The organism is Rosenbergiella sp. YN46 (assembly GCF_036620675.1).
Classification (GTDB): domain Bacteria; phylum Pseudomonadota; class Gammaproteobacteria; order Enterobacterales; family Enterobacteriaceae; genus Jejubacter.
The window spans coordinates 140,852-164,385 of record NZ_JAZHEE010000006.1; the positions used below are offsets into that span (position 1 = coordinate 140,852).

At 55.6% G+C, this 23,534-nt stretch carries 21 protein-coding genes and 1 pseudogene; 9 read left to right on the top strand and 13 right to left on the bottom strand.

Annotation, left to right across the window (positions count from 1 at the left end; genetic code table 11):
• Both V3W49_RS07760 and V3W49_RS07765 read left to right on the top strand, forming a co-directional pair.
• Nucleotides 1-483: a FidL-like protein gene (locus tag V3W49_RS07760; RefSeq protein WP_500144737.1), complete on the top strand. Its 483-nt coding sequence runs from the start codon at nucleotides 1-3 to the stop codon at nucleotides 481-483.
• A gap of 113 nt (nucleotides 484-596) precedes the next feature.
• Complete coding sequence (locus V3W49_RS07765) at nucleotides 597-863, top strand: hypothetical protein (protein ID WP_500144739.1); 267 nt, start codon at nucleotides 597-599, stop codon at nucleotides 861-863.
• Here V3W49_RS07765 and V3W49_RS07770 read toward each other — a convergent pair whose 3' ends face one another.
• A complete protein-coding gene (locus V3W49_RS07770; protein WP_500144740.1) occupies nucleotides 864-1,925 on the bottom strand; it encodes an AbrB family transcriptional regulator in 1,062 nt (353 codons plus the stop codon).
• 84 nt (nucleotides 1,926-2,009) lie between these two features.
• On the opposite strand from V3W49_RS07770, the gene V3W49_RS07775 reads away from it, so the two are divergent.
• Nucleotides 2,010-2,342, top strand: coding sequence for a hypothetical protein (locus tag V3W49_RS07775; protein ID WP_500144741.1), 333 nt, complete (start codon nucleotides 2,010-2,012; stop codon nucleotides 2,340-2,342).
• A gap of 4 nt (nucleotides 2,343-2,346) precedes the next feature.
• Here the strand turns inward: V3W49_RS07775 and V3W49_RS07780 are convergent, their stop codons facing one another.
• A complete protein-coding gene (locus V3W49_RS07780) occupies nucleotides 2,347-3,231 on the bottom strand; it encodes a LysR family transcriptional regulator (protein WP_500144743.1) in 885 nt (294 codons plus the stop codon).
• A gap of 99 nt (nucleotides 3,232-3,330) precedes the next feature.
• On the opposite strand from V3W49_RS07780, the gene V3W49_RS07785 reads away from it, so the two are divergent.
• Nucleotides 3,331-4,296 (top strand): alcohol dehydrogenase catalytic domain-containing protein, encoded by a 966-nt coding sequence (locus V3W49_RS07785; RefSeq protein WP_500144744.1) that lies wholly within the window; start codon nucleotides 3,331-3,333, stop codon nucleotides 4,294-4,296.
• A gap of 8 nt (nucleotides 4,297-4,304) precedes the next feature.
• Nucleotides 4,305-5,405: an NADH:flavin oxidoreductase/NADH oxidase gene (locus V3W49_RS07790; RefSeq protein WP_500144746.1), complete on the top strand. Its 1,101-nt coding sequence runs from the start codon at nucleotides 4,305-4,307 to the stop codon at nucleotides 5,403-5,405.
• A 158-nt stretch (nucleotides 5,406-5,563) separates the two neighbouring features.
• Here the strand turns inward: V3W49_RS07790 and V3W49_RS07795 are convergent.
• The 7 genes and pseudogenes from V3W49_RS07795 to V3W49_RS07825 all read right to left on the bottom strand — a co-directional run.
• Nucleotides 5,564-5,689: pseudogene (locus V3W49_RS07795) on the bottom strand (YnfU family zinc-binding protein); the annotation flags it as partial.
• Nucleotides 5,690-6,039: 350 nt separating this feature from the next.
• A complete protein-coding gene (gene lldD, locus V3W49_RS07800; RefSeq protein WP_500144747.1) occupies nucleotides 6,040-7,197 on the bottom strand; it encodes an FMN-dependent L-lactate dehydrogenase LldD in 1,158 nt (385 codons plus the stop codon).
• On the bottom strand, nucleotides 7,194-7,982 hold the full coding sequence (gene lldR, locus V3W49_RS07805; RefSeq protein WP_500144749.1) for a transcriptional regulator LldR: 789 nt from the start codon (nucleotides 7,980-7,982) through the stop codon (nucleotides 7,194-7,196). Before lldR ends, lldD begins: the two co-directional genes overlap by 4 nt.
• A complete protein-coding gene (gene lldP, locus V3W49_RS07810; RefSeq protein ID WP_500144751.1) occupies nucleotides 7,979-9,634 on the bottom strand; it encodes an L-lactate permease in 1,656 nt (551 codons plus the stop codon). Before lldP ends, lldR begins: the two co-directional genes overlap by 4 nt.
• Before the next feature lie 301 nt (nucleotides 9,635-9,935).
• Complete coding sequence (locus V3W49_RS07815; protein WP_500144753.1) at nucleotides 9,936-10,283, bottom strand: response regulator transcription factor; 348 nt, start codon at nucleotides 10,281-10,283, stop codon at nucleotides 9,936-9,938.
• Between the two features lie 466 nt (nucleotides 10,284-10,749).
• Nucleotides 10,750-11,211, bottom strand: a complete 462-nt coding sequence (locus V3W49_RS07820; RefSeq protein WP_500144754.1) for a FidL-like protein — start codon at nucleotides 11,209-11,211, stop codon at nucleotides 10,750-10,752.
• Nucleotides 11,208-11,978, bottom strand: a complete 771-nt coding sequence (locus V3W49_RS07825; protein ID WP_500144755.1) for a winged helix-turn-helix domain-containing protein — start codon at nucleotides 11,976-11,978, stop codon at nucleotides 11,208-11,210. The genes V3W49_RS07820 and V3W49_RS07825 overlap by 4 nt, the downstream gene beginning before the upstream one ends.
• 323 nt (nucleotides 11,979-12,301) lie before the next feature.
• Between V3W49_RS07825 and V3W49_RS07830 the strand changes: the two genes are divergently transcribed.
• Nucleotides 12,302-12,961: an EAL domain-containing protein gene (locus V3W49_RS07830; RefSeq protein ID WP_500144756.1), complete on the top strand. Its 660-nt coding sequence runs from the start codon at nucleotides 12,302-12,304 to the stop codon at nucleotides 12,959-12,961.
• Between the two features lie 43 nt (nucleotides 12,962-13,004).
• Here the strand turns inward: V3W49_RS07830 and V3W49_RS07835 are convergent, their stop codons facing one another.
• From V3W49_RS07835 to V3W49_RS07850, 4 genes are read right to left on the bottom strand one after another with little or no spacing between them, the layout of a single operon-like run.
• On the bottom strand, nucleotides 13,005-14,168 hold the full coding sequence (locus tag V3W49_RS07835) for a fimbrial protein (RefSeq protein ID WP_500144757.1): 1,164 nt from the start codon (nucleotides 14,166-14,168) through the stop codon (nucleotides 13,005-13,007).
• 2 nt (nucleotides 14,169-14,170) lie between these two features.
• Nucleotides 14,171-16,651 carry a fimbria/pilus outer membrane usher protein gene (locus V3W49_RS07840; RefSeq protein WP_500144759.1) on the bottom strand — a complete coding sequence of 827 codons (2,481 nt, stop codon included), beginning with the start codon at nucleotides 16,649-16,651 and terminating at the stop codon, nucleotides 14,171-14,173.
• A gap of 15 nt (nucleotides 16,652-16,666) precedes the next feature.
• Nucleotides 16,667-17,380, bottom strand: a complete 714-nt coding sequence (locus tag V3W49_RS07845) for a fimbrial biogenesis chaperone (RefSeq protein ID WP_500144760.1) — start codon at nucleotides 17,378-17,380, stop codon at nucleotides 16,667-16,669.
• Nucleotides 17,381-17,436: 56 nt separating this feature from the next.
• Nucleotides 17,437-17,997, bottom strand: coding sequence for a fimbrial protein (locus tag V3W49_RS07850; protein WP_500144761.1), 561 nt, complete (start codon nucleotides 17,995-17,997; stop codon nucleotides 17,437-17,439).
• Between the two features lie 517 nt (nucleotides 17,998-18,514).
• Here V3W49_RS07850 and fdnG point away from each other — a divergent pair.
• The 3 genes from fdnG to fdnI are packed head-to-tail and all read left to right on the top strand — an operon-like array spanning nucleotide 18,515 to nucleotide 23,108.
• Complete coding sequence (gene fdnG / locus V3W49_RS07855; protein WP_500144762.1) at nucleotides 18,515-21,562, top strand: formate dehydrogenase-N subunit alpha; 3,048 nt, start codon at nucleotides 18,515-18,517, stop codon at nucleotides 21,560-21,562.
• 12 nt (nucleotides 21,563-21,574) lie between these two features.
• Nucleotides 21,575-22,462 carry a formate dehydrogenase subunit beta gene (gene fdxH / locus V3W49_RS07860; protein WP_500144763.1) on the top strand — a complete coding sequence of 296 codons (888 nt, stop codon included), beginning with the start codon at nucleotides 21,575-21,577 and terminating at the stop codon, nucleotides 22,460-22,462.
• Nucleotides 22,455-23,108 (top strand): formate dehydrogenase-N subunit gamma, encoded by a 654-nt coding sequence (gene fdnI / locus V3W49_RS07865; protein WP_500144764.1) that lies wholly within the window; start codon nucleotides 22,455-22,457, stop codon nucleotides 23,106-23,108. The genes fdxH and fdnI overlap by 8 nt, the downstream gene beginning before the upstream one ends.
• Nucleotides 23,109-23,534 lie beyond the last annotated feature (426 nt).

Genomic DNA, 23,534 nt, shown 5'->3' on the forward strand with positions numbered 1-23,534 from the left:
ATGAGCCTGACACTGCGCCGTACCATTTTGCTGTTTGTCGCCATTAACCTCGTCATTCTGCTGACCACGCTCTTGCTGTATCGTCAGCAGGCATATCTGAATATTGACTGTCAGGGTAACCTGACCATGGAAGATAAGCGGGGCAATAATACTTTTACCCTGGATTCGCTGGTGGCGGTTCACTTCGCTCCCAATGGCCGGGGCGATTTTAATCTGGCCGGCAACGTCACCACCCCGCAGGGGCAGTATGCCGTTTCCCGCCAGGAGAGTTTTAAATGGCGACGGGTACGCAACACGATGTATGAAATCGAGATCGTCGAAGTCTTGCGCTACGGACTGGATAACGTGCCTCCCGGCACTTTTGAACGCTATCTGCTGGGGATTGGTCTGCATCAGAAGCGGCTGGTGAAGATCAGATATACGCCGGACAACGGCATTATTATCGGCAATCTCTATTCGCCGCTGTTTGTTTGCTCGAAATAGATTCCAGATATGCGCCATACCGGTTGCCCCTGGCGGATAAACAGTTAAAATCAGCTAACAGTCTTTATCCTCTGCTATTTTCTGTTATCTGGTAAATATGAGGTTCCGGTTCTATGGTATGTAAGACGCACCGGCAGCTGGCCGGTATCGCGATTCTGTGCCCGGATGATCCCCTGCCGCTGCCAATTCAGCAGGCCACAGAGGCGTTACGCCAGGGCGATACGCTGGATCAGGTAATGATCCGTCTTAATCAACAGGGCATTCTGGCCTGGCGTCAGGAGCCCTCTTCCGACCCCCTCTACGATAGTTGCTGGGTTCGACCTGGCGATGGCCTTCAGGTGATGATTGCCTGTTCCTGGGTGCAGGTTCCTGTGCATTAATCATCCGCCCGGCGCGGGTTCCAGGCGCCGGGCGACAAAGCGGCTCAGCGGCGGCCCCACCATCAGTACAATCAAAAAGCGCCCGGTCTGCATCGCCATCACAAATGGCATATCCACTTGCCCGTCCGCCGCGATAATCGCCATGGAATCCGCGCCTCCCGGGCTGGTCGCCAGGTAAGCGGTAAGCGGATCGATGCCGGCGAAATGAACCAGTCCCCAGGCCAGGCCGCAGCACAGCAGCACCAGGCAGAAAATTGAGAGCAGCACTCGCGGAAAAGCCCGGGCTACGTGACGTAAAATCTCCCGGTTAAAGCGCAGGCCGATGCTCCAGCCCACCAGCGTCCATGCAATAAGCAGCAGCCAGGGCGGCAGAATAATCGGCGACAGACCGCTATCCTGCATCACTACCCCCAGCACCAGCGTTATCAGCATAGGCCCTGCAGGCAGCCGTAAAAGCCTCGCCAGACCAAAGCCCAGGGCAATAAGCCCCAGCGTCATGGCGAAATGCCCGCTATCCAGCGTCGGAAAAAAAGGCTGCGACTCGGGGGCGGGAGCGCTTTCCAGCCCGCCCCAAAAGCGGGTCACCAGCGTGGCGATCAGCACCACCACCACCACCCGCAGATACTGCATAAACGCCACCAGCCGCACATCGGCGCCAAAGCTTTCGGCCATTAGCGTCATGGCCGAAGCGCCACCAGGGGAAGAGCCCCAAATAGCGGTGGAGCCAGGCAACACTTTAAGTCTGGCCAGCAGCCAGCCCAGAACCAGGCTGATAGCGATTACCGAAAAGATAGACCCCAAAAACAGCGGCCACTGACGCGCCATCTCCTGAAAAATCTCCAGCGGAATTGCCCGGGCGATCATTGCCCCCACTACCGCCTGAGCCAGTGAAAACAGGGGCTTAGATATCCTGACCGGCCGATCCAGTACGCTAAAAATAATCCCGGCAAGCATGGCTCCCATCAGAATCGCTGCGGGTATACTTAGCCACTCCAGTACAGCCATCAGGACGGCGGAAACTCCCAGCATCGAACACCAGCGCAGCAGCGACCGTTCGGCCATAACCTCTCCTTCATCTTTTGCTTTATTCCCCGGGGAGGGTTTTACTGTCCACAGGGACCCATTGTCAGACTCAGGACTGAAAACATGACGAAAAAAAGCGCACTGTTCAAATTTTTTCTTCCCATACTGCTACTTACCATAATGGTATTCCTGTTCTGGCGGCCGGAGCCGGATCCCCGGGAGCAGGCCTGGTACGTCTCGGTATATTGCCGCGCGTCGGCGGGCAGCGCTACCAGCGAGAGTCTGCAGACCGCTGTAGAAAGCAGCCGGCCAGGAGCGGGCCGCCAGCGCTTTAACCGTCAGGCCGCCAGCGAAGTTCTGGGCGCCTGGAAAAAACTGAATAAAGAGCAGCAGCATATCGCTCGCCGTGACGAAACTCAGTGCCGCCGCCTACTGCTGGATAAGCTGGCACAGTAAGCAGCTACATTGGCTGCTGGCCTTCCAGCAACCGGGAAAGCGACGCCACCACCCGACGAGCGCGTCGGGAGAGCGGCCATTCCGCACGCTGGATAAGCCACAGGGTATCCACCACCCGTACGCCGCAGTCCAGCACCCGAATAGCCTGTTGCTGACCAAAGGCCTGACGCGCATAGCGTGGGATAACCGTAAATCCCAGGCCCCGGGCTACGAATTCAAGAATCAGCCCGACCTGATTGCTAAAGCCGCTTACCGGCAACTGGCCCAGGCCGGAACACCCCGGAAAGCGACGACTCAGCAGTCGCATTGCCATCGACTGGCCGTCGGGATGATCAATAAATCCCAGCGCCATCAGGCCATCCCAGTCATCGCCTTCATGACTGCCGGGTACCACCAGCTCCAGCGGCTCTTCGGTAAAGCGGGTAGCCTGAATGCGCGGATCGTTCGGATGGACGCTCATCACGCCTATTTCATAACGATTCTGCACCACGGCTTCCAGTACTTCGCTGTCCGGCGCAAAACGGTGGCGCATCACCAGTTCGGGGCTGGCACTTTGCAACGACAGCAGATGCGCAAAGATCATCAGGCCAATACTGCCAGGGGTGATAATGGTTACCTCCCCTTTATCCGACTCACCTTCGGTCAGCCGCAGGTTCAGCCGGCGACTGGCACGATCGAGCTCCTGGCAGTATTCCAGCAGCGCCTTGCCAGCTGGCGTCAAATCCAACTGGCGGGTTTTACGCACCAGAAGCGGCCCCAGCTGATTTTCCAGATGGCGAATATGCTGACTGACCGCCGCCTGGGTAATGCCCTGCTGCTCGGCGGCGCGGGTAAAACTGCCGGTTTCGGTCAGCGCCTGAAACGATCGTAACCAGTGCGGGTTGTACATAACGAACTCTTATAATTGATATAACCAAATCGCTATTTTCATTATACCCGTTTAGCGCGACTATCAAGGTACGATAAAAAACCGGTGACAGGAGAGACAATGAACGATAGCTATCAGGCCTGGCTGTGGCACGGAGGCGCAGGGCCACAGGCGCTGACTCAGGAGATCCTGCCGCTGCCGGCGCCGGCGCCCGGCGAAGTTCTGGTGCATAACCGCGCCATTGGGCTGAATCCGGTGGACTGGAAAGTGCTCGACAGCCAGTTGGATAGCATCCCGGGTGTGGATGGCGCAGGCGTGGTCGTCGCCGTGGGAGAAGGTGTCCCGGAACACTGGACTGGTCAGCGAGTGGCCTATCATCAGAGCCTTAAGCGCCATGGCAGCTTCGCCACCCATACGCCGCTGGCCGTCAGCGCCGTTATGCGTATTCCCGCTGAGCTGGATGACGTACGCGCCGCAGCCTTCCCCTGCCCCGGGCTTACCGCCTGGCAGGCGCTGGAAAAAATTCCCGCCCGCCCGGGTGAACGTATTTTGATAAGCGGTGCCGGCGGCTCGGTAGGGCACTGGTTGACACAACTGGCTCGCCAGCGCGGTTTTATCATTGAGGTCATGTGCAATGCACGCCATCGCGAACGTCTGCTGGATTTGGGCGCCAGCGCCTGGCATCCCGGCCCGCTGGCGAGCGACGCCCTCTTTCCGCAAACGCTACGCCACCGCTACTTCGCGGTTTTCGATGCCGTTAACGGCGAACACGGTTTGCGGATGGGCGAAGCGCTGCGCGCCAACGGGCATCTTATCAGCATCCAGGATCGCAGCACCGACTGGCCCTGCCCACCGTTTGGCCGCGCGCTTTCACTGCACGAAGTCGCCCTGGGCGCCTTGCATTTCCACGGCGACGACCATGACTGGCAACGGCTTACCCGTCAGGGCGAACGGCTGCTGGAAGCGCTGGCCGATGGCGCGCTACACGGCGAATCTATACTGGTGCATAACTTCGCCAGCCTACCCGCACAGCTCGAAGCGCTTAAGCAGCGCAGCTTCAGCGGCAAGCTGGTTATTAACCTGTAGGGAATACTATGTCCGCACTTTTTACACCTTTTAAGCTAAAAGACGTCACGCTGCGCAACCGCGTAGCCATTCCACCCATGTGTCAATACAGCGCCGAAGAGGGTGTGGCCAATGACTGGCACCGCATCCATTACGCGGGTCTGGCCCGGGGCGGCGCAGGTCTGGTTATCGTCGAAGCGACAGCGGTATCGCCGGAAGGACGGATCACCCCCGCCTGCCTGGGGATCTGGAACGACGAGCAAGCGGAAAAGCTGGCTCAGATTGCCCGCGATATCAAAGCCGCCGGGGCGGTTCCCGGCATTCAGATTGCCCACGCCGGGCGCAAAGCGAGCGCTAACAAGCCCTGGGAGGGCGACGACCATATTGCGGACAGCGATCCGCGCAGCTGGCAGACCCTGGCGCCTTCCGCCATCGCCTTTGGCGAAAATCTGCCGAAGGTGCCAAAGGCCATGAGCCAGGAAGAGATCCACCGGGTCACCGCCGACTTCGCCGCCGCCGCAAAACGCGCCCGGGATGCCGGGTTTGAGTGGCTGGAGCTACACTTCGCTCACGGCTATCTGGCCCAGAGTTTCTTCTCAATCCACTCTAACCTGCGCGATGACGAATACGGCGGCTCGCTGGCTGGACGCAGCCGTTTCCTGCTGGAAACCCTTGAGGCAGTTCGCGGCGTCTGGCCGGAAAATTTGCCGCTGACCGCGCGCTTTGGCGTGATTGAATATGACGGGCGGGATGAAGAGACGCTGGCCGAGTCGATCCAGTTAACCCGTCAGATGCGCCAGGGTGGTCTGGATCTGTTGAGCGTCAGCATCGGTTTTTCCACTCCAAAAGCGCAAATCCCCTGGGGGCCGGCCTTCCTGGCTCCGGTGGTGCGTCGGGTGCGCGATGAAGCCAGTTTGCCGGTGGCGTCGGCCTGGGGTTTCGATGCCGCATTGAATGCTGAACGCTGCGTGGCAACCCACGACCTCGATCTGGTGATGATCGGCCGCGCCTTCCTGGCCGATCCGCATTACACCCTGCGCCTGGCGCAGCAGCTTAAGGTCGAGCGCCCCACCTGGGTTCTGCCCGCGCCATACGCCCACTGGCTTGAACGCTATCGCCTGAGCGAATAAACCGCGTGCGGGAATAAAAGAATGGGGCCTTTACCAGGTCCCATTTTTTCGGCAACCAAATGCCCTAACGCTATTGTCACCTTTGCGCAGGCGTCAAAAAAAATTCACGACATCAGGGAGCGGGAAAATAACATTTAACGACGTTCGATTAACGAAAATCAGGTCTCTGATTTACTGAACAGGGCATTACAAAACGGGCAGATTAATTTTTTATTTTTCTGGACGCGCGGCGCGCTATGTTCGGAGGCTTTACTGCATTGCGGACAGGTAATTTTCATTAGAAAAGATGAAGTGTTATTACTTTATCGATGATACGCCATAAGCATTTCCTGTGTAATTAGAGGGCGCCAGCCTACGCGATCCCACCGCTAAAAGCTATGAAAATTCATCTTAAAAAACCGATAAATACGTTTTTATCTGCTTTTAAAGGGAAAAATAAAAGTCATAGACAAAACGTGCGTTTAATGCATCACGGCACCACTCTCCGTATGAAACAGATAAATCTCAGACGGCGACAGCCAGGATAATGACCGGGTATTTTGTGGTATCGCGCTTTTTAATCTCTGGTATCGAATAAAAATAAAAAAGCGCACCGTACCGAATGATGGCAGCGATGCGCGTAAAACAATGGAGATTATTCCATCGCGCTCAGTTCCGGCGCCCGGGCCAACGAGTCACGGGTAATTTCCGCAATGGATTTCGCACCCGTCAGGGTCATGGCCACCCTCATCTCTTTTTCGATTAGCGTCAGCAGGTTTTCAACACCCGCCTGGCCGTGGGTCGCCAGCGCATACAGAAAAGCGCGCCCCAACAGCACGGTATCGGCCCCCAGTGCGATCATCCGCACCACATCCAGCCCGTTACGAATGCCGCTATCAGCAAGGATAGTCAGATCGCCCTTCACCGCGTCAGCAATCGCTGGTAGCGCCCGGGCGGAAGAAAGCACGCCGTCGAGCTGACGACCGCCATGGTTAGATACCACAATGCCATCGGCGCCGAAGCGCACCGCGTCTCTGGCGTCTTCTGGATCGAGGATGCCTTTAATCACCATTGGCCCGTCCCAGAATTCGCGAATCCACTCCAGATCCTTCCACGAAATGGAGGGATCGAAATTTTTCGCCAGCCAGCCGATATAGTCCTCCAGACCGGTAGGATGCCCACGGTAGGCAGAAATATTGCCCAGGTCATGAGGGCGCCCGTTCAGGCCGACATCCCAGGCCCACTGAGGATGCGTGACCGCCTGCCAGTAACGACGTATCGCGGCGTTAGGGCCGCTCATGCCGGAGTGAGCATCGCGATAGCGGGCCCCCGGGGTCGGCATATCGACGGTAAAGACCAGCGTCGAGCATCCCGCAGCTTTGGCGCGTTCCAATGCATTGCGCATAAAACCGCGATCCTTCAGTACATAAAGCTGGAACCACATCGGTCGGTTAATGGCCGGCGCCACCTCCTCAATGGGGCACACCGAAACGGTAGAGAGCGTAAAAGGGATCCCTTTCGCCGCCGCAGCCCGGGCGGCCTGCACTTCGCCGCGCCGGGCGTACATACCGCACAGCCCCACCGGTGCCAACGCCACCGGCATCGACAGCCGTTCATCGAACAGCCGGGTATCCAGGCTGAGATCCGACATATTGCGCAAAATACGCTGACGCAGCGCGACGCTCGCCAGATCCTCTACGTTGCGCTTCAGGGTATATTCAGCGTAGGCACCGCCATCCATATAGTGGTACAGGAAAGGCGGCAGCACGCGCTGCGCCGCGGCGCGGTAATCACTGGCAGCGGAAATAATCATGACGGAAAATCCTTACTGTTAACTTCATCATCCGGTAGTCTCGTAACACGGGCCTGCCGGGCTTGTTCTTCGTCGAGGGTTTTGATGGTGGTGTAAACAAAAGCCAGGTGCTCCTGAACCTCGCGCCGCGCACGCTCCGGGGAGCCGTCCAGAATCGCCTGCAGCAGCGCATGATGCTGTTCGGTTAGCTGCGCGAAGATCGGCGGTCGGGTATACATCCGCTGGCGGCTTTGCATCACCGACGATTGCAGCAGTTCAAAGAAGCCGCGCATGGTTTGCAGCAACACCAGGTTATGAGAGGCTTCGGCAATCGCCAGATGGAAGCGTACATCCGCCTGGGCCGCCAGATCGGGATCGTCGCTGTCTTTAAGCTTAAGGGTGGCGTCGAAGCAGTAGCGCAGTTTTTCTTTATCGGCTTCGGTGGCGCGTAGCGCCGCGTGCCAGGCCGTGCTGGCCTCAATGGCGTGACGCGCTTCCAGAATATCGTAACGATAATCAGGATCGCCCGCCATTAGCCCCCGCAGTGGCTGAACGATATGGCTTTCCGACCAGGGTTCCGGTTGCCAGCGCACATAAGAGCCGCCGCCCCGGCGACTCACCACCACGTTGGTACTGCGCAGTTCACGCAGCGCTTCACGCACCGTGTTACGTGAAACGCCCAGTTCTGCGGCCAGTAATCGTTCGGAAGGCAGGCGCATGCCCGCCTCCAGCTGTCGTTCTTCAATCAGCCCCCTGATACGTTCGACCGTCAGGTCCACAAGGCGCCGCGTTACGGTTTCTGTCACGGAATCATCCAGGTTAGCCAGTAAGCCTGAAGCGTCACCAGTACGCCTACCATGCAGGTGAAGATCAGACTGTGTTTAACGGTAAAGCGGAACAGCTCCGACTCCTTACCCACCAGACCCACTGCGGCGCAGGCAATGGCGATGGACTGCGGCGATATCATCTTCCCGGTTACGCCCCCGGCGGTATTGGCGGCCACCAGCAGCAGATCCGACACGCCAATCTGCTGCGCGGCGGTAGCCTGCAGGGCGGCGAACAGCGCGTTCGACGAAGTATCAGACCCGGTCAGAAACACCCCCAACCACCCCAGGAACGGCGAAAAAAAGGTAAAGCCGCTGCCGGTATGAGAGAGCGCCAGCGCCAGCGTCGAAGAGAGCCCCGAATAGTTAGAAATAAAGGCGAAAGCCAGTACCATGCCGATAGAGTAGATGGGCAGCGCCAGCTCCTTCAGAGTTTCACCGAAGGTTTCCAGCGCCGCTTTCGGCTTCATGCGCAGCCAGGCGACAGAGAGCAATGCCGCCACCAGAATGGCGCTGCCGGTCGCCGAAAACCAGTCGAATTTGAAGACGGCCGCATAGGGGGTGCTTTCCGCCACCACCGGCGGCATACGGGCCACCAGGTTATCGAGCCAGGGCACCGAAACGCTGGCCACCCACCCCGCCAGCGGGCCGTCGGCGGTAAACAGCGCTTTGAAAGGCGGTATGCTCCACAGGGTGACCGTCGCCGTCAGAAACAGAAACGGCGACCACGCGCGTATTACCTGACGCAGCGTGTAGTTGCCCCGCGCCAGCGTCTGATCGGTCACCGATGCGCCCACATCGTTAAAACGGAAGATGCGTTTCGGCTGCCAGCGGCGCAGGAACAGCGTCAGGCAGCAAAGTGACGCCAGCGACGAGATAATATCCGGCAGTTCAGGGCCAATGAAGTTAGAGCTCAGATACTGGGCGATGGCGAATGAACCACCGGCAACCAGCACCGCCGGCCAGGTCTCCTTCACGCCGCGCCAGCCATCCATAATCGCCATGATCCAGAACAGCACAATCATGGTCATAAAGGGGAGCTGACGACCGACCATCTGCCCCACCTGGAAGCTGTCCAGCCCCGTCACCTGACCGGCGACGATAATCGGGATCCCCATAGCGCCAAAAGCCACCGGCGCGGTGTTAACAATCAGGCACAGCCCCGCCGCATAGAGCGGCTTAAAACCCAGCCCCACCAGTAGCGCCGCAGTGATCGCGACCGGTGCGCCGAAACCGGCGGCCCCTTCCAGGAAGGCCCCGAATGAAAAGCCAACAATCAGCATTTGCAGTCGCTGATCGGGTGTTATGGAAAGGATCGAGCTACGGATAATGTCAAACTGCCCGGTTTTAACCGAGATCTTATAGACGAAGACCGCGGCAATAATGATCCAGGCAATGGGCCACAGACCGTACAGGAAGCCGTAAATCGCCGAAGCAAAAGCGTAGGCTACCGGCATACGATAGAGGAACAGCGCCACCAGCAGCGCCAGGACAACGGTCAGAGTGCCTGCGATGTACCCTTTCATCTTGAGTTTTATCAGAGCAAAGAAGAAAAAGACGATAGGGATAACGGCCACCAGGCTCGAAAGCCATATATTGCCAAGGGGATCGTAGTCTTGTTGCCAGACTTGCATGTGTGTTCTCCAGAAGGTGAGTTCTTCTTTTCAGTCCTTTGGCGGCGGTACATCCTGTTTATGCGCGCGCCTGTTACTTGTGCTTCACAATTGGTTGGGCCAACCGTGACCTGTAAGCTTTCTGGCAACAGATAGTTAATGCATTGTTAATTTAACACAACGGTTTTGTATTGATTTTTTAGGTTATGCGACAAGTCATCAGGATTCGGCCGCAATTGGTTGGGCCACTTTTTTTTCGAAGAAAGGCCTGGTCGCCAGGGACCAGGTTCAGGAGGACAGGCAGAATCTGATAACAGCGGCGTTATCCCGCCATCTGGTTATGCAACAAGCGCAGCAGATGGACATCGGACTTACAGCCGGTTTTCTCCATAATCAGGCGCTTATAGTGGCTGACGGTTTTTACCGATCGCTTAATGGTCCGGGCAATTTCGCAGGGGGTCATCCCCCGGCGCATCAGCGCCAGAACCTCCTCTTCACGCCGGGTAAACAGCGTGTCGTAATGGCGTTTATGGTAGCGGTAGCTGCGTTCGATATGACTCAGGCTGCCGCTGCTGTTTTTCATCATCCTGACCAGTTCATCAGGGCGGCAGACTGAAGGCACCAGTACAAAACTCAGTTGCGGATAGTGAAAATTAATGCACCTAAGCACTTCCTCATCCGCCATAATGTACAACACATCATATTTATCGTATCCCGAATTAACCAGGTGATAATCCTGCGGTTGGAGAGTTTCCAGAATAAATGAGCCAGATTGTATTTCGGAAAAAGTTTTTTTCAGTCCGTAACTCAAATAACCATCACGCGTAATTAGATAAAGAGCTTTACGAATCATCTGTTCTCCCTTTCCTGACAGGTAAACACTGACCTGTAAGGCGATTCCAGTTCACCTCACAAAGCACGGCCAGGCCTGAAGCATCGCGGCAAAAGTGGCGATGCTGGCTGGTTACATATTTGTTATCCTGATGATAAAGCAAATCAGGGGTAAAAGGCAGGATGTGACGCACTAAAAGATAATTCCGGGCGTAAAGTGTATTGCAAGCTAAAAAGGAATTAATAATGATCAGATATTTCAATTCCACTATTTTATCTTACGCGATTAGCCCGAAAAAAACGGCTCAGGCCCGGCAGATAAACCACGGGCCAGACAGGCCGCGTAGCAGTACGCCATTCGGGCCAATACGCTGTATTTCCATGTAAAAATGCGGTGTATAGATCTGCGCAAGCAGCTGTTCCGGGGCGCTATCAAGGCTGTTTTTCATCTCTACGCGACGCAGACGCACATCGTAGATTTTATCACTACGCTGATAGCGCCAGCTAAAAGACAGCTTGCGATTCACCAGCCAGCTTTGTTGACCGTGAGACAGCACGCCGTACAGATTAACGAATCCTTCACCATTGCCCTGCATAAAAAGCGTGGCGGTAACATCCAGCGTCACCTGCCCGTCCGGCCGAGCCACTGTGTGTCGTACTTCCGCCTCACAGCGTAAATCTAACGGCGCCGACTGGCGCCAGTAGAGCCAACCGGTAACCCCCAGCGATATCACCAGCGCGCAGAGCGCGATATAAACAGACTTCATACGCTGTTCCATCTCTGTAACTTCACATTCTCACAGCGGTTATAGCGACGATCGGCGCCGCGCTGACACCAGGCGACAAAGGTCATGCTGCGTTGGCTGCTATCGTGACTGCTGTAACCAACCACCACATCCAGGGGCTGAGCCTGACAGTCGAGCTGAATACCCATAATATTCAATGCCCTCTGTTCCAGCCCTTCAGGTAACATACTGTCCGGCAGCGCATAAAAATGGCAATGATCCCGGTTGCTTAAAGGGACGGGAATCAGGGGAAGCGCTCGTCGAGCGTTGATGAACTGATGGCCCAGAGCCCCCAATACCAACAACGCCCCCGTCACCAGCAAGCCATACCCCAGATAGCGCCACCATCGAGCGCCTGTCGGCGCGCCATCCGGCATCGCTTCTGGCGAATCGCCGGGCCCGGATTGCGGATTATTTAATAAGGTCACATCGGCACTGAACACCACCCCCTGCTTCGGCAGGGTGGTAATGATATTGGCCTGCGGTTCCAGCGCGGCAATCTGCTTACGTAAAATACTCAGGTAATTATTAAGATTACTATTCGACGCACGAAAACCATATTCTCCCCAGACTCTTGACAGAATCTCATCGCGAGAAACCAGGTTGCCATTATTTTTAATAAGCTCACTTAACAGCCGCACTGCGGGAGAAGGTAACAGTAACGTATTTTCATCTTCGCCATTCAGAGACAATGTCTGAGCAGCCTCATCAAAAAATAATGAGTCATTAATTACATAAATTTGATTCATAACTAACCGGTTCCCTAAAAATTCGGTAAGGGAATAAATATCCAATGGCAAAATAAATAATTCACAACCACGGAATCAGCGGTGATAATTCTACCCCGTCATGCCTTTTAACCCCACCAGACAAAACAGATTATAAATCTATTTTTTTAGAATAAAACAAGAACAAAAAACTATATTCAAAGCAAAATCACTTGTAAGTAGCCTAACAATAACGCCTGTTATTAGAATTAAAATCTGCAAAACACAAGTACCGCAGAGTGTGGTTTCCTGACCACCATACACCTGCTGCCCGCTAACAAGCTTATCCACACAAGGGATTAATAATGAAGGAGATTACTGCGATACGGCTCCAGCCGCTTATGTATTTAAAGCAGAATAAAATATACGGCTATGAGGTATTATCGGAATTAGATCAGACGGCAGATTATACTCAATGGTTTCAGCGACTACGCAGCGACGAGCTGGTAGCGCTCTGGCGCTGGCAGCAGGGCTGCCTGACGCCATTAATGCCGTCGGTAAAATTGCTGCAAAATATGACGCTGTCCGTTCTGACATCGCCCGTGCTGATTCAGGAAATCACTGCCCAACCCAGCCGGAGTCAGCTCGAACTTCAGGATCCGGAAAATTTACAGAACATGGACGAAGCGGCGATAAAAACGCTGCAGGCGAATTTGCTGACGCTACGCGCTGCACGGATTCCTTTGTGGCTGGATGACTATCGTCCTGAATATGACGTTCAGCTTGAACGACTGGCACTGCTTTTCGACGGTATCAAAATCGACTATCACGAATTCCATGCCCGACGGCGTTCCCCCGCCGCCCTGGCGGCGCTGATCGCACAGTCCCGACGCTTCGGCAAAATGACGCTGGTAGAAGGTATTGAAAATAAGAAAGATATGGAAACGGCATGGCTGTCGGGTGCCTGCCTTGGACAAGGGTTCTTCTGGCCGGAAGTAAAAATAAGCCCCCACGGCGCCGCGTAAATCGAAAAGGCGTATCCGGCAGTCCGGATACGCATCAGAAGGATTAATCGTAAGCGAACATCACCTGGGCGGTCGCCACCACCCTGCCCGGCTTGAGAGCCGATTTATCATAAAGCCGGTATCCAGCGACCATTTGAAGATTGTTGCGGCTCTGAAGCGGGCTCCCCTGGGTAATGGACAGCAACTCTGTAGCGCCGGCTGCGGGCCCAAGACCATTGGCGATCATCACCGGTTCTCCAGTGATTTTACGTAATGCGATCCCTACGCCTTCGGCATCGCTGTCGTCATTCACCATAACATCACCGGTACTGCCCGTTCCCAGCACGTCGTTACTGGCGATCCAGACCCGAATATTGCGCGTGGCGCTATCTATTCCCGAAGGGGTATCGCAGGCAATGGGGAGCGTGAAGCGCCGCTCGCCGGACATCCCGCCTTTCAGTAATTCATCCATAGAAACCGGCCTCAGATTCACCATGACGTCATGAGCCAGCTCACAGGTGGTCTGATTAGGCGCAAACTGAAACGACACCCTTTCAAAGGCCAGAAAATGATCGGTATTCCATGAGGAAGACGGATAGTTATTCATCATGGCATCCCAGGCCTCCTGGCCATAAGTGGATTTATTACCGCCGTTGCCGAAACTATTATCCGCACCGCCGTGCCCACTCAGAACCGCCGGCACCAGAGAAACAATGCCGTCACTTATCACTTTGGTAACCCCTGCGGCTTCCGGGCCGGGGGGATTATCGAGCAGCTCCGCAGTCAGCGTATAATCGGTCTGGTATCGAGCCAGGCGCCGTACGCCAGGAAGCGGGCCATAAACATTCATCTTTTTCACACCGGTGATTTTCGACGTAAATTTAATCCAGTACGCCTGTTCATTATTATTGTGAGGGTTAATAAAATGCGCATACACAGGGTTATCGCCAAACGGTGAAAAGAAAAATAAAGTATCGCTGGCACTGCCGAAGCGACAGTTCATTTTACCTTCCCAGGTGGTACGCCATGAGAAAGAGACCTTTTTATTATTCAGAAAAGACTTTGACAGGTTGGAGAATTTCACCGACTCCTGTACCCGCTTTTTCTTAATAAAAATACCATAGGGCGCGCAGGAATTTCCCAGAACGCCACGATCTTCCTCGTCCGCGCTGGCCACAGCCGGAAACAGGCTGACCATCATGATAAATAGCAATAGAGACCTGAACATAATTAATTATCTCCCTGAGCGTCCCGGCAAATATTGATAGCCGACGGCTGCGGTTTTACTACCCGACAGCGATGACGCTGTCGGGGCTTGTCGATATAGAGTTCATCAGGCAGCCGATCGGCCTTGATGTAGCCCTGCCCTCCCTGTCCGACATAGCCCACCTCGTTGCCGGCCCGGTCATACAGTACCGAACCGAAGCTCACCGGCTGGCCGTTTTGACGCTGCAATGTGAAGGCGAACAGCCGCCGCGTGTCGGTACGATAGGCCACCCGTGAGATGCTGCCTTCATAAGGCGCCACATGAGCGATATTGCCCAGGATATCCGCGCTATCAATGGCGGCTTCATCCTGTTCCAGTTGGAAATGGTTCATACGGTAAGCTACCGCACCGGTCACCAGTGCCTGGCCGTGACGATTGGTGCGATTCTCGTTGCTGCCATTGATCCTGGCGTCCACCACGCCCGGGGCATCGACAATCACAAAACTGTTGCCGGTATCCGGGCTGGCCAGTACGCCTCCACGCCAGGCCAGCAGGCTGCCGCTGGCGCCCATGCTGAGCTGGCGCGCCTCGCTGGCTTCGCTCATGCTGGTACTCCATTGCGCGTAGCGAGTCTTCCAGTTAGCGTAGAGATCGGCCGAGCGCGATCGCCACTCGCGATCGTGCGACAGCTCCAGACTGTAATCCACGTCACTATAGGTTCCGTTTACTCCTACGCTGGATGTGGCGTAGCGGCCATTCACCATACGGCTACGGGTGCCGATACTGGCGGGATTATCGAACAACGAAAACGGTACAGTGACCGACAGATTCAGCGTCTCTTCACTGGTACGGCGCGCTGCTCCCCCTGAAATCGCGGTGCCCGCATGGCTGTATTCGCTACGCCCGAACGACACCACATAGTGAATAGCGTTGTAGTGATTGCTATAGCTCAGGGTGTACTGACGGCTTGAAGGCTGGCCATCGCGATACTGGCGTAACCAGATATCGGCCGCCAGGCGTCCACCATCTTCCCCCAGCGGCTGCGTCAGCGACAGACTTACTGCCTGTTTACTGCTGCGGGTTCCTCCCGGTCGTATCGGGATATCACGATCGTTCAGGATGTAATCCTGAAACGACGCATAATCACGGGTGCGGTAGTACCAGGACGCCAGAGTCACGTTAGTGCGAGTCGCCAGATATTTGCTCCATGCCAGCGCATACTTTTCACCCCCCTTGCGCGCCCTCTTCAGCCGGTAGCGAGCCTGTTCGACCGAAGCGGTGATAGACCCGATCCCTGGTAGAGAAATCGCGCTGCCCACCACGCCTGACTGGTAATGAGATGCTGCCAGTACCCCTCCAAATCCGGTCCAGTAGTTATTGATGCCACGGCTGTAATCCCCCTGAAAGAAGGCCGTGTTATCCGCCACGCCTTTAAGGCGAACCTGGCCGGCGTTAACCACAAAGTCATCGGTTCCCGGTCGTAGCATGGAAGAGATCGCGGCGAAAGGCACCGTAAAGGTTTCTACTCGTCCTCCGGCGTAGCGCACATGCACTTCCAGCTCCTGACGAGAACCGCCAGGCATAAGATCGCGGATAGCGAAAGGGCCAGGCGGCACCGGGATCTGATAGATCTCATGACCATCCTGATAAACGCTGACTACGGCGCTGGCCGAGGCGGTTCCGCGGATCACCGGCATGTAAGTCTGCTCTTTATCGGGCAGCATTTGCTTGTCCTTTTGCAGGGTCACGCCGCGAAACGCGATGTTATCGAACCTGGAGGAGCGGCTATACATATCGCCGACGCTGAGCAGCGAAGTGAGCGCCACCACCGGTTTTTCCACATAGCGCGAGCTGGTATTCCATCGGCTACCGCCATCGCTATCGTGCTGCCAGGCGGAATTATCGATCAGATGCCAGCCAAACAGGTTAAGCCCGCTATTCAGCGCCAGGAACAGGCTATCGCTGGTTTCCCGCTGTTGGCCTTTGCCTCTCAGCGCCCAGCCGTTGAGGTTATAGCTGGTATAGAGACCGTTAATGCCCGGATCCCATTTTTCGGGAGCCACCCAGTTTTTATCGTTGCGAACTACCCAGGCCTGAGGGATGGTTAAATCCAGGCGCATCTCGCCAATTTTCAGCCGCCAGGTTCCGCCGTGCAGCAATGAAGGGATCTCAATATCCTCATCGTCGTCGTGTCTGGCGAGCCACTCCAGGCCGGTAATTCCCAGTTGAAGCGCCTCGCGCTTTTTCAGTATCAGGCGAGTCTGCGGCCCTTCGCCAATGCGTACCGGAAATTTACCTTTCCACTCGTCATCAAGATAGATGTCCAGCTCGTACCATCCGGGTGCAACCACGGTAGCATGGTTATTCCAGTCTTTGTGGGCCGAGTCCCCTACCAGCAAACTGCTGTTAAAATTGACCGCGTTCGTATTCAGAGGCCACAGCGCCAGGGTGACGGCATTAAGCAAAATAGCCTTACGCAGTCCGCCAACGATTCCCGTTTTCACATTCACTCCTGTTCGCTAGCCCTCAATCAACGCATTACGCTGACTACCAAAATCATCCAGCCGCGATATGCGGTATTTCTTGCCGTGTCCGGCGGCGCGCTTCAGGGGAAAACAGCTAAATGGCGCGATGAACGCCGTGCCATCCAGCAGGTTGCCGGCAGGCGTCTGTTTAAGGGGCTCGCCGTGCCAGGGAGTGATACGCACCAGGGTGACGTGAAAGGGAGAGGCGTTATTAATGCACTGACCGCCGTTTTTCGTTATAAGCGACAGGCCGTTATCGATATCCGATTCACTGGCTTTTAGCCCGACAGGTCGATAAAACAACTTAATGCGGCTACGTAGCGCAACCTGCAGATAGTTTTCCTGCGCCTGAGCGCCAGGCAGCGGTGGAACATCCAGCACGTTCAGCCAGAACACCGATTCCCGATCCTTTGGCAGGCCAGAGACATCCTGCTTCGCCAGCTTTAGCGCCTGCCCTTCGCCGCTTTCCATCTTCACTACTGGCGGCGTCAGGCTAAATGGCACCTGAATCTGCTCGGGTGCCATAGCGGGGTCGCCTTTGTCTATCCACGTCTGTACCAGGTGCGTGGTAGCGCTCTTATTCACCAGTTGGACAGTAATAAATCCGGCGCTTTCCGGATAAATAACGCGCGTACCGTTAATCACCACACTGGACCAGGAATACGTGGCAAATAGCAGTACGCTGAACCCAATAAATGTTCTCAGCATAATATTCATCTGATTAAATGACAGAAAATGGGGAGCAAGCTCCCCGAAAAGAATAATTACTCGTAGCTGAAGGTATAGGTGGCATCAGTAACGATATTACCGCTGCTAATATCGCTGCCACCGTAATTATAATAATTGGCGTAGAAGCTAATTTCCTTTCCTTCCGTAGTGCTGGCCTGAGAAGATTTTACCAGCGTATCGATCGCTTCATCGAAATTCACCGGAGTAGTGCCGTCAGCCGTTAATGCAATACCCACTCCCTGGGCCGAACCGCTATAATTCTTAAGGTATTTTTCATCATCGGAAACGTTCGAACTGTTAAAGGTAATTTTCAGCGTGTCGTCATCTTTAGCGCTGCTGTTTTTACAGCCCGAAACCTTCATTTTAAACGGCTCGGCGTTATGCGTTACCAGGCCAGTCGCAGTGCCGACCTGCTCAGTGGTGACCGGCTTCAGGTTAACGGTAAAGTCTGATCCGCTACCGGTGGTGACATTACAGGTAGTATCCGTGACGCTACCGTGAAAGGTAATGGTTCCCCCTGCTACGCCGTTACTGGTAGTGGCATGAGCGGCGCCCGTAATGACCAGCGCGAGCGCTGCAATAATATTTTTTTGCACATAAATAATGATCTCATATTTTCATTGTTACCAGGGATTTTCCTTTAATGAAATAAATCCGCAGCGATATTAATAACGCGTTTATTTCATACCGGAATCTAATGTGATCATCATCACGCCATCCTGCACAGCAGTAAACTTATGTTGATAAATACATCGTTTATAGTTTTATATTCCAATAAATTTTATTAATTAGATTTATCATCTAATAGAAGCGTGCTGCCGCCACTTGCCGGGTAGCCTGCTAGTATCCCGTTTGTCGGTTAACCTGCACATCCCACTGCGTGACCAGAGACTATTGAAGCCATTATTTATCAGAATTTTTTCCATAAAGTTTTTTCTCATGATCTTCAATAAAGCATTACGTCATTGGAGGTATTTGATTGATTACTATCTAATCAATTGTGGGTATTTTTTCAGTTATCTCTCGGTCGTTTGATTTCGCGCAAGATGCCCCCTCCAACGATTGCTATTTTCGCTTCGTAATGTCATGCCAGAAATATAAAAGAGGTATCAATTGGACGTCAGCCGCAGAAGTTTTTTTAAAATCTGCGCCGGCGGAATGGCAGGAACAACGGTAGCGGCCCTTGGATTTGCGCCCACCACGGCGCTGGCGGACGTTCGCAGTTATAAGCTGCTGCGCGCCAAAGAGACCCGTAATACCTGTACCTACTGTTCCGTAGGCTGTGGTTTATTAATGTATAGCCTGGGAGATGGCGCGAAAAACGCCAAAGCGTCGATTTTCCATATTGAAGGGGATCCGGATCATCCGGTAAACCGCGGCGCGCTGTGTCCGAAAGGGGCTGGCCTGCTCGACTATGTCCACAGCGAAAGCCGCCTGCGCTACCCTGAATACCGGGCGCCGGGCTCCGATAAATGGCAGCGTATCAGCTGGGAAGACGCCTTCGAGCGCATCGCGAAGCTGATGAAGGCTGACCGTGACGCCAACTTTATCAGCCAGAACGACCAGGGAGTGACGGTTAACCGCTGGCTTACTACCGGTATGCTGTGCGCTTCGGCGGCCAGCAACGAAACCGGGATGCTCACCCAGAAATTCGTTCGCTCCCTCGGGATGCTGGCGGTAGATAACCAGGCGCGTGTCTGACACGGACCAACGGTAGCAAGTCTTGCTCCAACATTTGGTCGCGGTGCCATGACCAACCACTGGGTTGATATCAAAAACGCCAATGTCGTCGTGGTCATGGGCGGTAACGCCGCCGAAGCGCACCCCGTGGGTTTCCGCTGGGCCATGGAAGCGAAAAACAACAACGATGCCACGCTTATCGTGGTAGACCCCCGCTTTACCCGTACCGCGTCGGTGGCGGATATTTACGCGCCTATCCGCTCCGGAACCGACATCACCTTCCTGTCTGGCGTACTCCACTATCTGATCGCTCACGATAAGATCAACGCGGAATACGTAAAGCATTACACCAACGCCCCTCTACTGGTGCGGGACGACTTCAGCTTTGAAGACGGCCTGTTCAGCGGCTACGATGAGAACAAACGCCAGTACGATAAGAGCAGCTGGAACTATCAGTTCGACGAGCGCGGCTTCGCCAGACGCGATGATACCCTGAGCCACCCACGCTGCGTCTGGAACCTGCTTAAACAGCACGTTTCCCGCTATACGCCGGAGGTGGTGGAAAATATCTGCGGCACGCCGCAGGCGGACTTCCTGAAGGTGTGCGAAGTACTGGCTTCCACCAGCGCCGTCGATCGCACCACTACCTTCCTTTATGCGCTGGGCTGGACGCAGCACTCCGTCGGTTCTCAGAACATCCGTACCATGGCGATGATCCAGCTGCTGCTGGGCAACATGGGCATGGCAGGCGGTGGGGTTAACGCCCTGCGCGGCCACTCCAACATCCAGGGGCTGACCGACCTGGGTCTGCTCTCTACCAGCCTGCCCGGCTATCTGACCCTGCCAAAGGACGATCAGCACGACCTGGAAAGCTATCTGGCCGCCAATACGCCGAAAGCGACGCTACCGGGCCAGGTAAACTACTGGGGCAACTACCCGAAATTCTTCGTTAGCCTGATGAAGACCTTCTGGGGCGATGCCGCCAGCGCGCAAAACCAGTGGGGCTATGACTGGCTGCCGAAGTGGGATCAGGCCTATGACGTTCTGAACTACTTCGACCGTATGGACAGAGGCGAGGTCAACGGCTACATCTGTCAGGGCTTTAACCCGGTGGCCTCGTTCCCGGATAAGAACAAGGTGGTCGCTTCCCTCAGCAAGCTGAAGTACATGGTCGTTATCGATCCGCTGGTGACCGAAACCTCTAACTTCTGGCAGAACCACGGCGAATCCAATGATGTGGACTCGTCGCAGATTCAGACTGAAGTGTTCCGCCTGCCTTCTACCTGCTTCGCGGAAGAAGACGGTTCCATCGTTAACTCCGGCCGCTGGCTGCAGTGGCACTGGAAAGGCGCCGACGCCCCGGGCGAAGCCCGCAACGACGGTGAAATTCTGGCCGGTATTTACCATCGTCTGCGCAGCCTGTACCGCGAACAGGGCGGCGTCGCCAGCGACCCCGTGCTTAATATGACGTGGGACTACAAGCTGCCGGATGGCCCGGAATCGGAAGAAGTCGCCAAAGAAAACAACGGCTACGCCCTGGCCGATATCTATGACGCCGACGGTAAGCTGCTGGTGAAAAAAGGCGAGCTACTGGACTCCTTCGCTCAGTTGCGCGACGACGGCACCACCGCCTCTGGCTGCTGGATCTGGGCCGGTAGCTGGACCCGCGAAGGCAACCAGATGGCGAAACGTGATAACGCCGATCCATCCGGGCTGGGCAACACCCTGGGCTGGGCCTGGGCGTGGCCGCTCAATCGCCGCGTGCTGTATAACCGCGCCTCTGCCGATCCGGCAGGTAAAGCCTGGGATCCGAAACGGGTGCTGATCGAATGGAACGGCAAGAAGTGGGTCGGCAACGATGTGCCGGACTACAACACCGCCGCGCCGTCCGAAAACGTTGGGCCATTTATTATGCAACAGGAAGGCCTGGGCCGCCTGTTCGCGCTCAACAAGCTGGCCGAAGGGCCGTTCCCCGAGCACTACGAGCCGTTCGAAACGCCGCTGGGCACCAACCCGCTGCACCCGAACGTTGTCTCAAACCCGGTGGCGCGCCTGTACAAGGCCGATGCCGCTCGTCTGGGCGAACGCAAAGCGTTCCCGTATGTGGGCACCACCTATCGTCTGACTGAGCATTTCCATACCTGGACCAAGCACGCGCGGCTTAACGCTATCGCGCAACCGGAGCAGTTCGTGGAAATCAGCGAAGGGCTGGCGAAGGCGAAAGGCATTGCCAACGGCGATACCGTGAAGGTCAGCAGCAAGCGTGGCTTCATCCGGGCCAAAGCGGTGGTCACCCGCCGCCTGCGTACTCTGGATGTTAACGGTCAGCAGGTGGAAACTGTCGGTATTCCGCTGCACTGGGGCTTTGAAGGGGCGACCCGTAAAGGCTATCTGGCCAACACGCTGACACCGTCGGTGGGCGATGCCAACTCGCAGACGCCGGAGTACAAGGCGTTTCTGGTTAACATCGAAAAGGCGTAAGGGAGCGAACCTATGTCAATGCAATCTCAGGACATTATCAGAAGTTCGGCGACCAACGACCTGACGCCGCCGCCGCGGGCTCGCGACCACAAAGATGAGGTCGCGAAGCTTATCGACGTTTCCACCTGCATCGGCTGTAAAGCGTGCCAGGTGGCCTGCTCCGAGTGGAACGATATTCGCGACGAAGTGGGCCACTGCGTCGGGGTGTACGATAACCCCGCCGACCTCAGCGCCAAAAGCTGGACGCTGATGCGCTTTAGCGAAACCGAGCAGAACGGCAAGCTGGAGTGGCTTATCCGTAAGGATGGCTGTATGCACTGTGAGGATCCGGGCTGTCTGAAAGCCTGCCCGTCTGCTGGCGCCATCATCCAGTATGCCAACGGCATCGTCGATTTTCAGTCGGAAAACTGCATCGGCTGCGGCTACTGCATCGCCGGTTGCCCGTTCAATATCCCGCGCCTTAATCCGCAGGATAACCGGGTTTACAAATGCACCCTGTGCGTCGACCGCGTCACCGTCGGCCAGGAGCCGGCCTGCGTGAAAACCTGCCCGACCGGCGCCATCCACTTTGGTACTAAAAAGGCCATGCTGGAACTGGGCGAAGAGCGGGTAGCGAAGCTTAAGCAACGCGGCTATGCCAACGCCGGGGTCTATAACCCGCAAGGCGTAGGCGGTACCCACGTGATGTATGTGTTGCACCACGCCGACCAGCCGACGCTGTACCACGGCCTGCCGGAAAATCCGCAGATCGACACGCCAATCAACCTGTGGAAGGGGATCCTTAAGCCGCTTTCCGCCGCCGGGTTTATCGCAACCTTTGCCGGTCTTATCTTCCACTATGTGGGCATTGGACCGAACAAGGAAGTGGACGACGACGAAGAGGAGGATAGCCATGAGTAAGAAGAGCAAAATGATCGTCCGGACTAAATTTATTGACCGGGCCTGCCACTGGACGGTGGTTATCTGCTTCTTCATGGTTGCGCTGTCCGGTATAGCGCTGTTCTTCCCGACCCTGCAGTGGCTAACCGAAACCTTCGGGACGCCGAAAATGGGCCGCATTTTGCACCCGTTTTTTGGGGTGCTTATCTTCGTGGCCCTGATGTTTATGTTTGTGCGCTTCGTGCAGCACAATATCCCGGACCGTTACGACTGGCCGTGGATCAAGGGCATCATCGAAGTACTGAAGGGCAACGAGCATAAAGTGGCGCAGGTCGGTAAGTATAACGCCGGTCAGAAGATGATGTTCTGGTCCATCATGAGCATGATTTTCGTGCTGCTGGTGACCGGTGTCATTATCTGGCGCCCTTACTTCGCGCCAATGTTCCCGATTAAAGTGGTGCGCTGGGCGCTGCTGATCCACGCCACCTCGGCCATCATTCTTATCCACGCTATCCTTATCCATATGTATATGGCGTTCTGGGTTAAAGGGTCGATTAAAGGGATGATCGAAGGCAAGGTCAGCCGTCGCTGGGCACGTAAGCACCATCCACGCTGGTATCGCGAAGTGGAAGCTAAAGAAGCGCAAGAAGAGCAGCGTCGCGCCTGATAGACCGCGCTGCTTTAATCTGCTGATAAAAGCCGGTAAGTTTCCTTACCGGCTTTTTTTATGATTCTGTCCTGTCCTGAACAACGTTGACACGTCCCTGACTTAAATCCGGCTTCGCCCTGCCGGTGGCCTTTCAGATGCAGGCCGGGGCGGCGGATGTAGTACGTGATCATGCCGGTTGGGCTATTTTTGCGATTATGCCGTGTGCCGGGGGGAATATGCCGCGCTGGCGGAGATTCCGTTCACCTGAAGGTGATTTCTCTTATGCCGGTTCCGGAACCGGTGAACGGGTCAGGGGCTCAAATGCCGCCCCTGACAACCCGGCTTTCCGGCGTGAAAATCGCCCTTCGGGATTACTCGGCCCGTCCCTGGGCCTCGCCCCTCCGGGGCCAACGCCTGCGGCGTTGTTCAAAATGGCTCCCGGCA

Excerpts from the sequence above, each read along its gene's own strand:
- V3W49_RS07760 (WP_500144737.1), top strand. The coding sequence starts at position 1 with ATGAGCCTGACACTGCGCCGTACCATTTTGCTGTTTGTCGCCATTAAC.
- V3W49_RS07765 (WP_500144739.1), top strand. The coding sequence starts at position 597 with ATGGTATGTAAGACGCACCGGCAGCTGGCCGGTATCGCGATTCTGTGC.
- V3W49_RS07770 (WP_500144740.1), bottom strand. The coding sequence starts at position 1,925 with ATGGCCGAACGGTCGCTGCTGCGCTGGTGTTCGATGCTGGGAGTTTCC.
- V3W49_RS07775 (WP_500144741.1), top strand. The coding sequence starts at position 2,010 with ATGACGAAAAAAAGCGCACTGTTCAAATTTTTTCTTCCCATACTGCTA.
- V3W49_RS07780 (WP_500144743.1), bottom strand. The coding sequence starts at position 3,231 with ATGTACAACCCGCACTGGTTACGATCGTTTCAGGCGCTGACCGAAACC.
- V3W49_RS07785 (WP_500144744.1), top strand. The coding sequence starts at position 3,331 with ATGAACGATAGCTATCAGGCCTGGCTGTGGCACGGAGGCGCAGGGCCA.
- V3W49_RS07790 (WP_500144746.1), top strand. The coding sequence starts at position 4,305 with ATGTCCGCACTTTTTACACCTTTTAAGCTAAAAGACGTCACGCTGCGC.
- lldD (WP_500144747.1), bottom strand. The coding sequence starts at position 7,197 with ATGATTATTTCCGCTGCCAGTGATTACCGCGCCGCGGCGCAGCGCGTG.
- lldP (WP_500144751.1), bottom strand. The coding sequence starts at position 9,634 with ATGCAAGTCTGGCAACAAGACTACGATCCCCTTGGCAATATATGGCTT.
- V3W49_RS07820 (WP_500144754.1), bottom strand. The coding sequence starts at position 11,211 with ATGAAGTCTGTTTATATCGCGCTCTGCGCGCTGGTGATATCGCTGGGG.
- V3W49_RS07825 (WP_500144755.1), bottom strand. The coding sequence starts at position 11,978 with ATGAATCAAATTTATGTAATTAATGACTCATTATTTTTTGATGAGGCT.
- V3W49_RS07830 (WP_500144756.1), top strand. The coding sequence starts at position 12,302 with ATGAAGGAGATTACTGCGATACGGCTCCAGCCGCTTATGTATTTAAAG.
- V3W49_RS07835 (WP_500144757.1), bottom strand. The coding sequence starts at position 14,168 with ATGTTCAGGTCTCTATTGCTATTTATCATGATGGTCAGCCTGTTTCCG.
- V3W49_RS07845 (WP_500144760.1), bottom strand. The coding sequence starts at position 17,380 with ATGCTGAGAACATTTATTGGGTTCAGCGTACTGCTATTTGCCACGTAT.
- fdxH (WP_500144763.1), top strand. The coding sequence starts at position 21,575 with ATGTCAATGCAATCTCAGGACATTATCAGAAGTTCGGCGACCAACGAC.
- fdnI (WP_500144764.1), top strand. The coding sequence starts at position 22,455 with ATGAGTAAGAAGAGCAAAATGATCGTCCGGACTAAATTTATTGACCGG.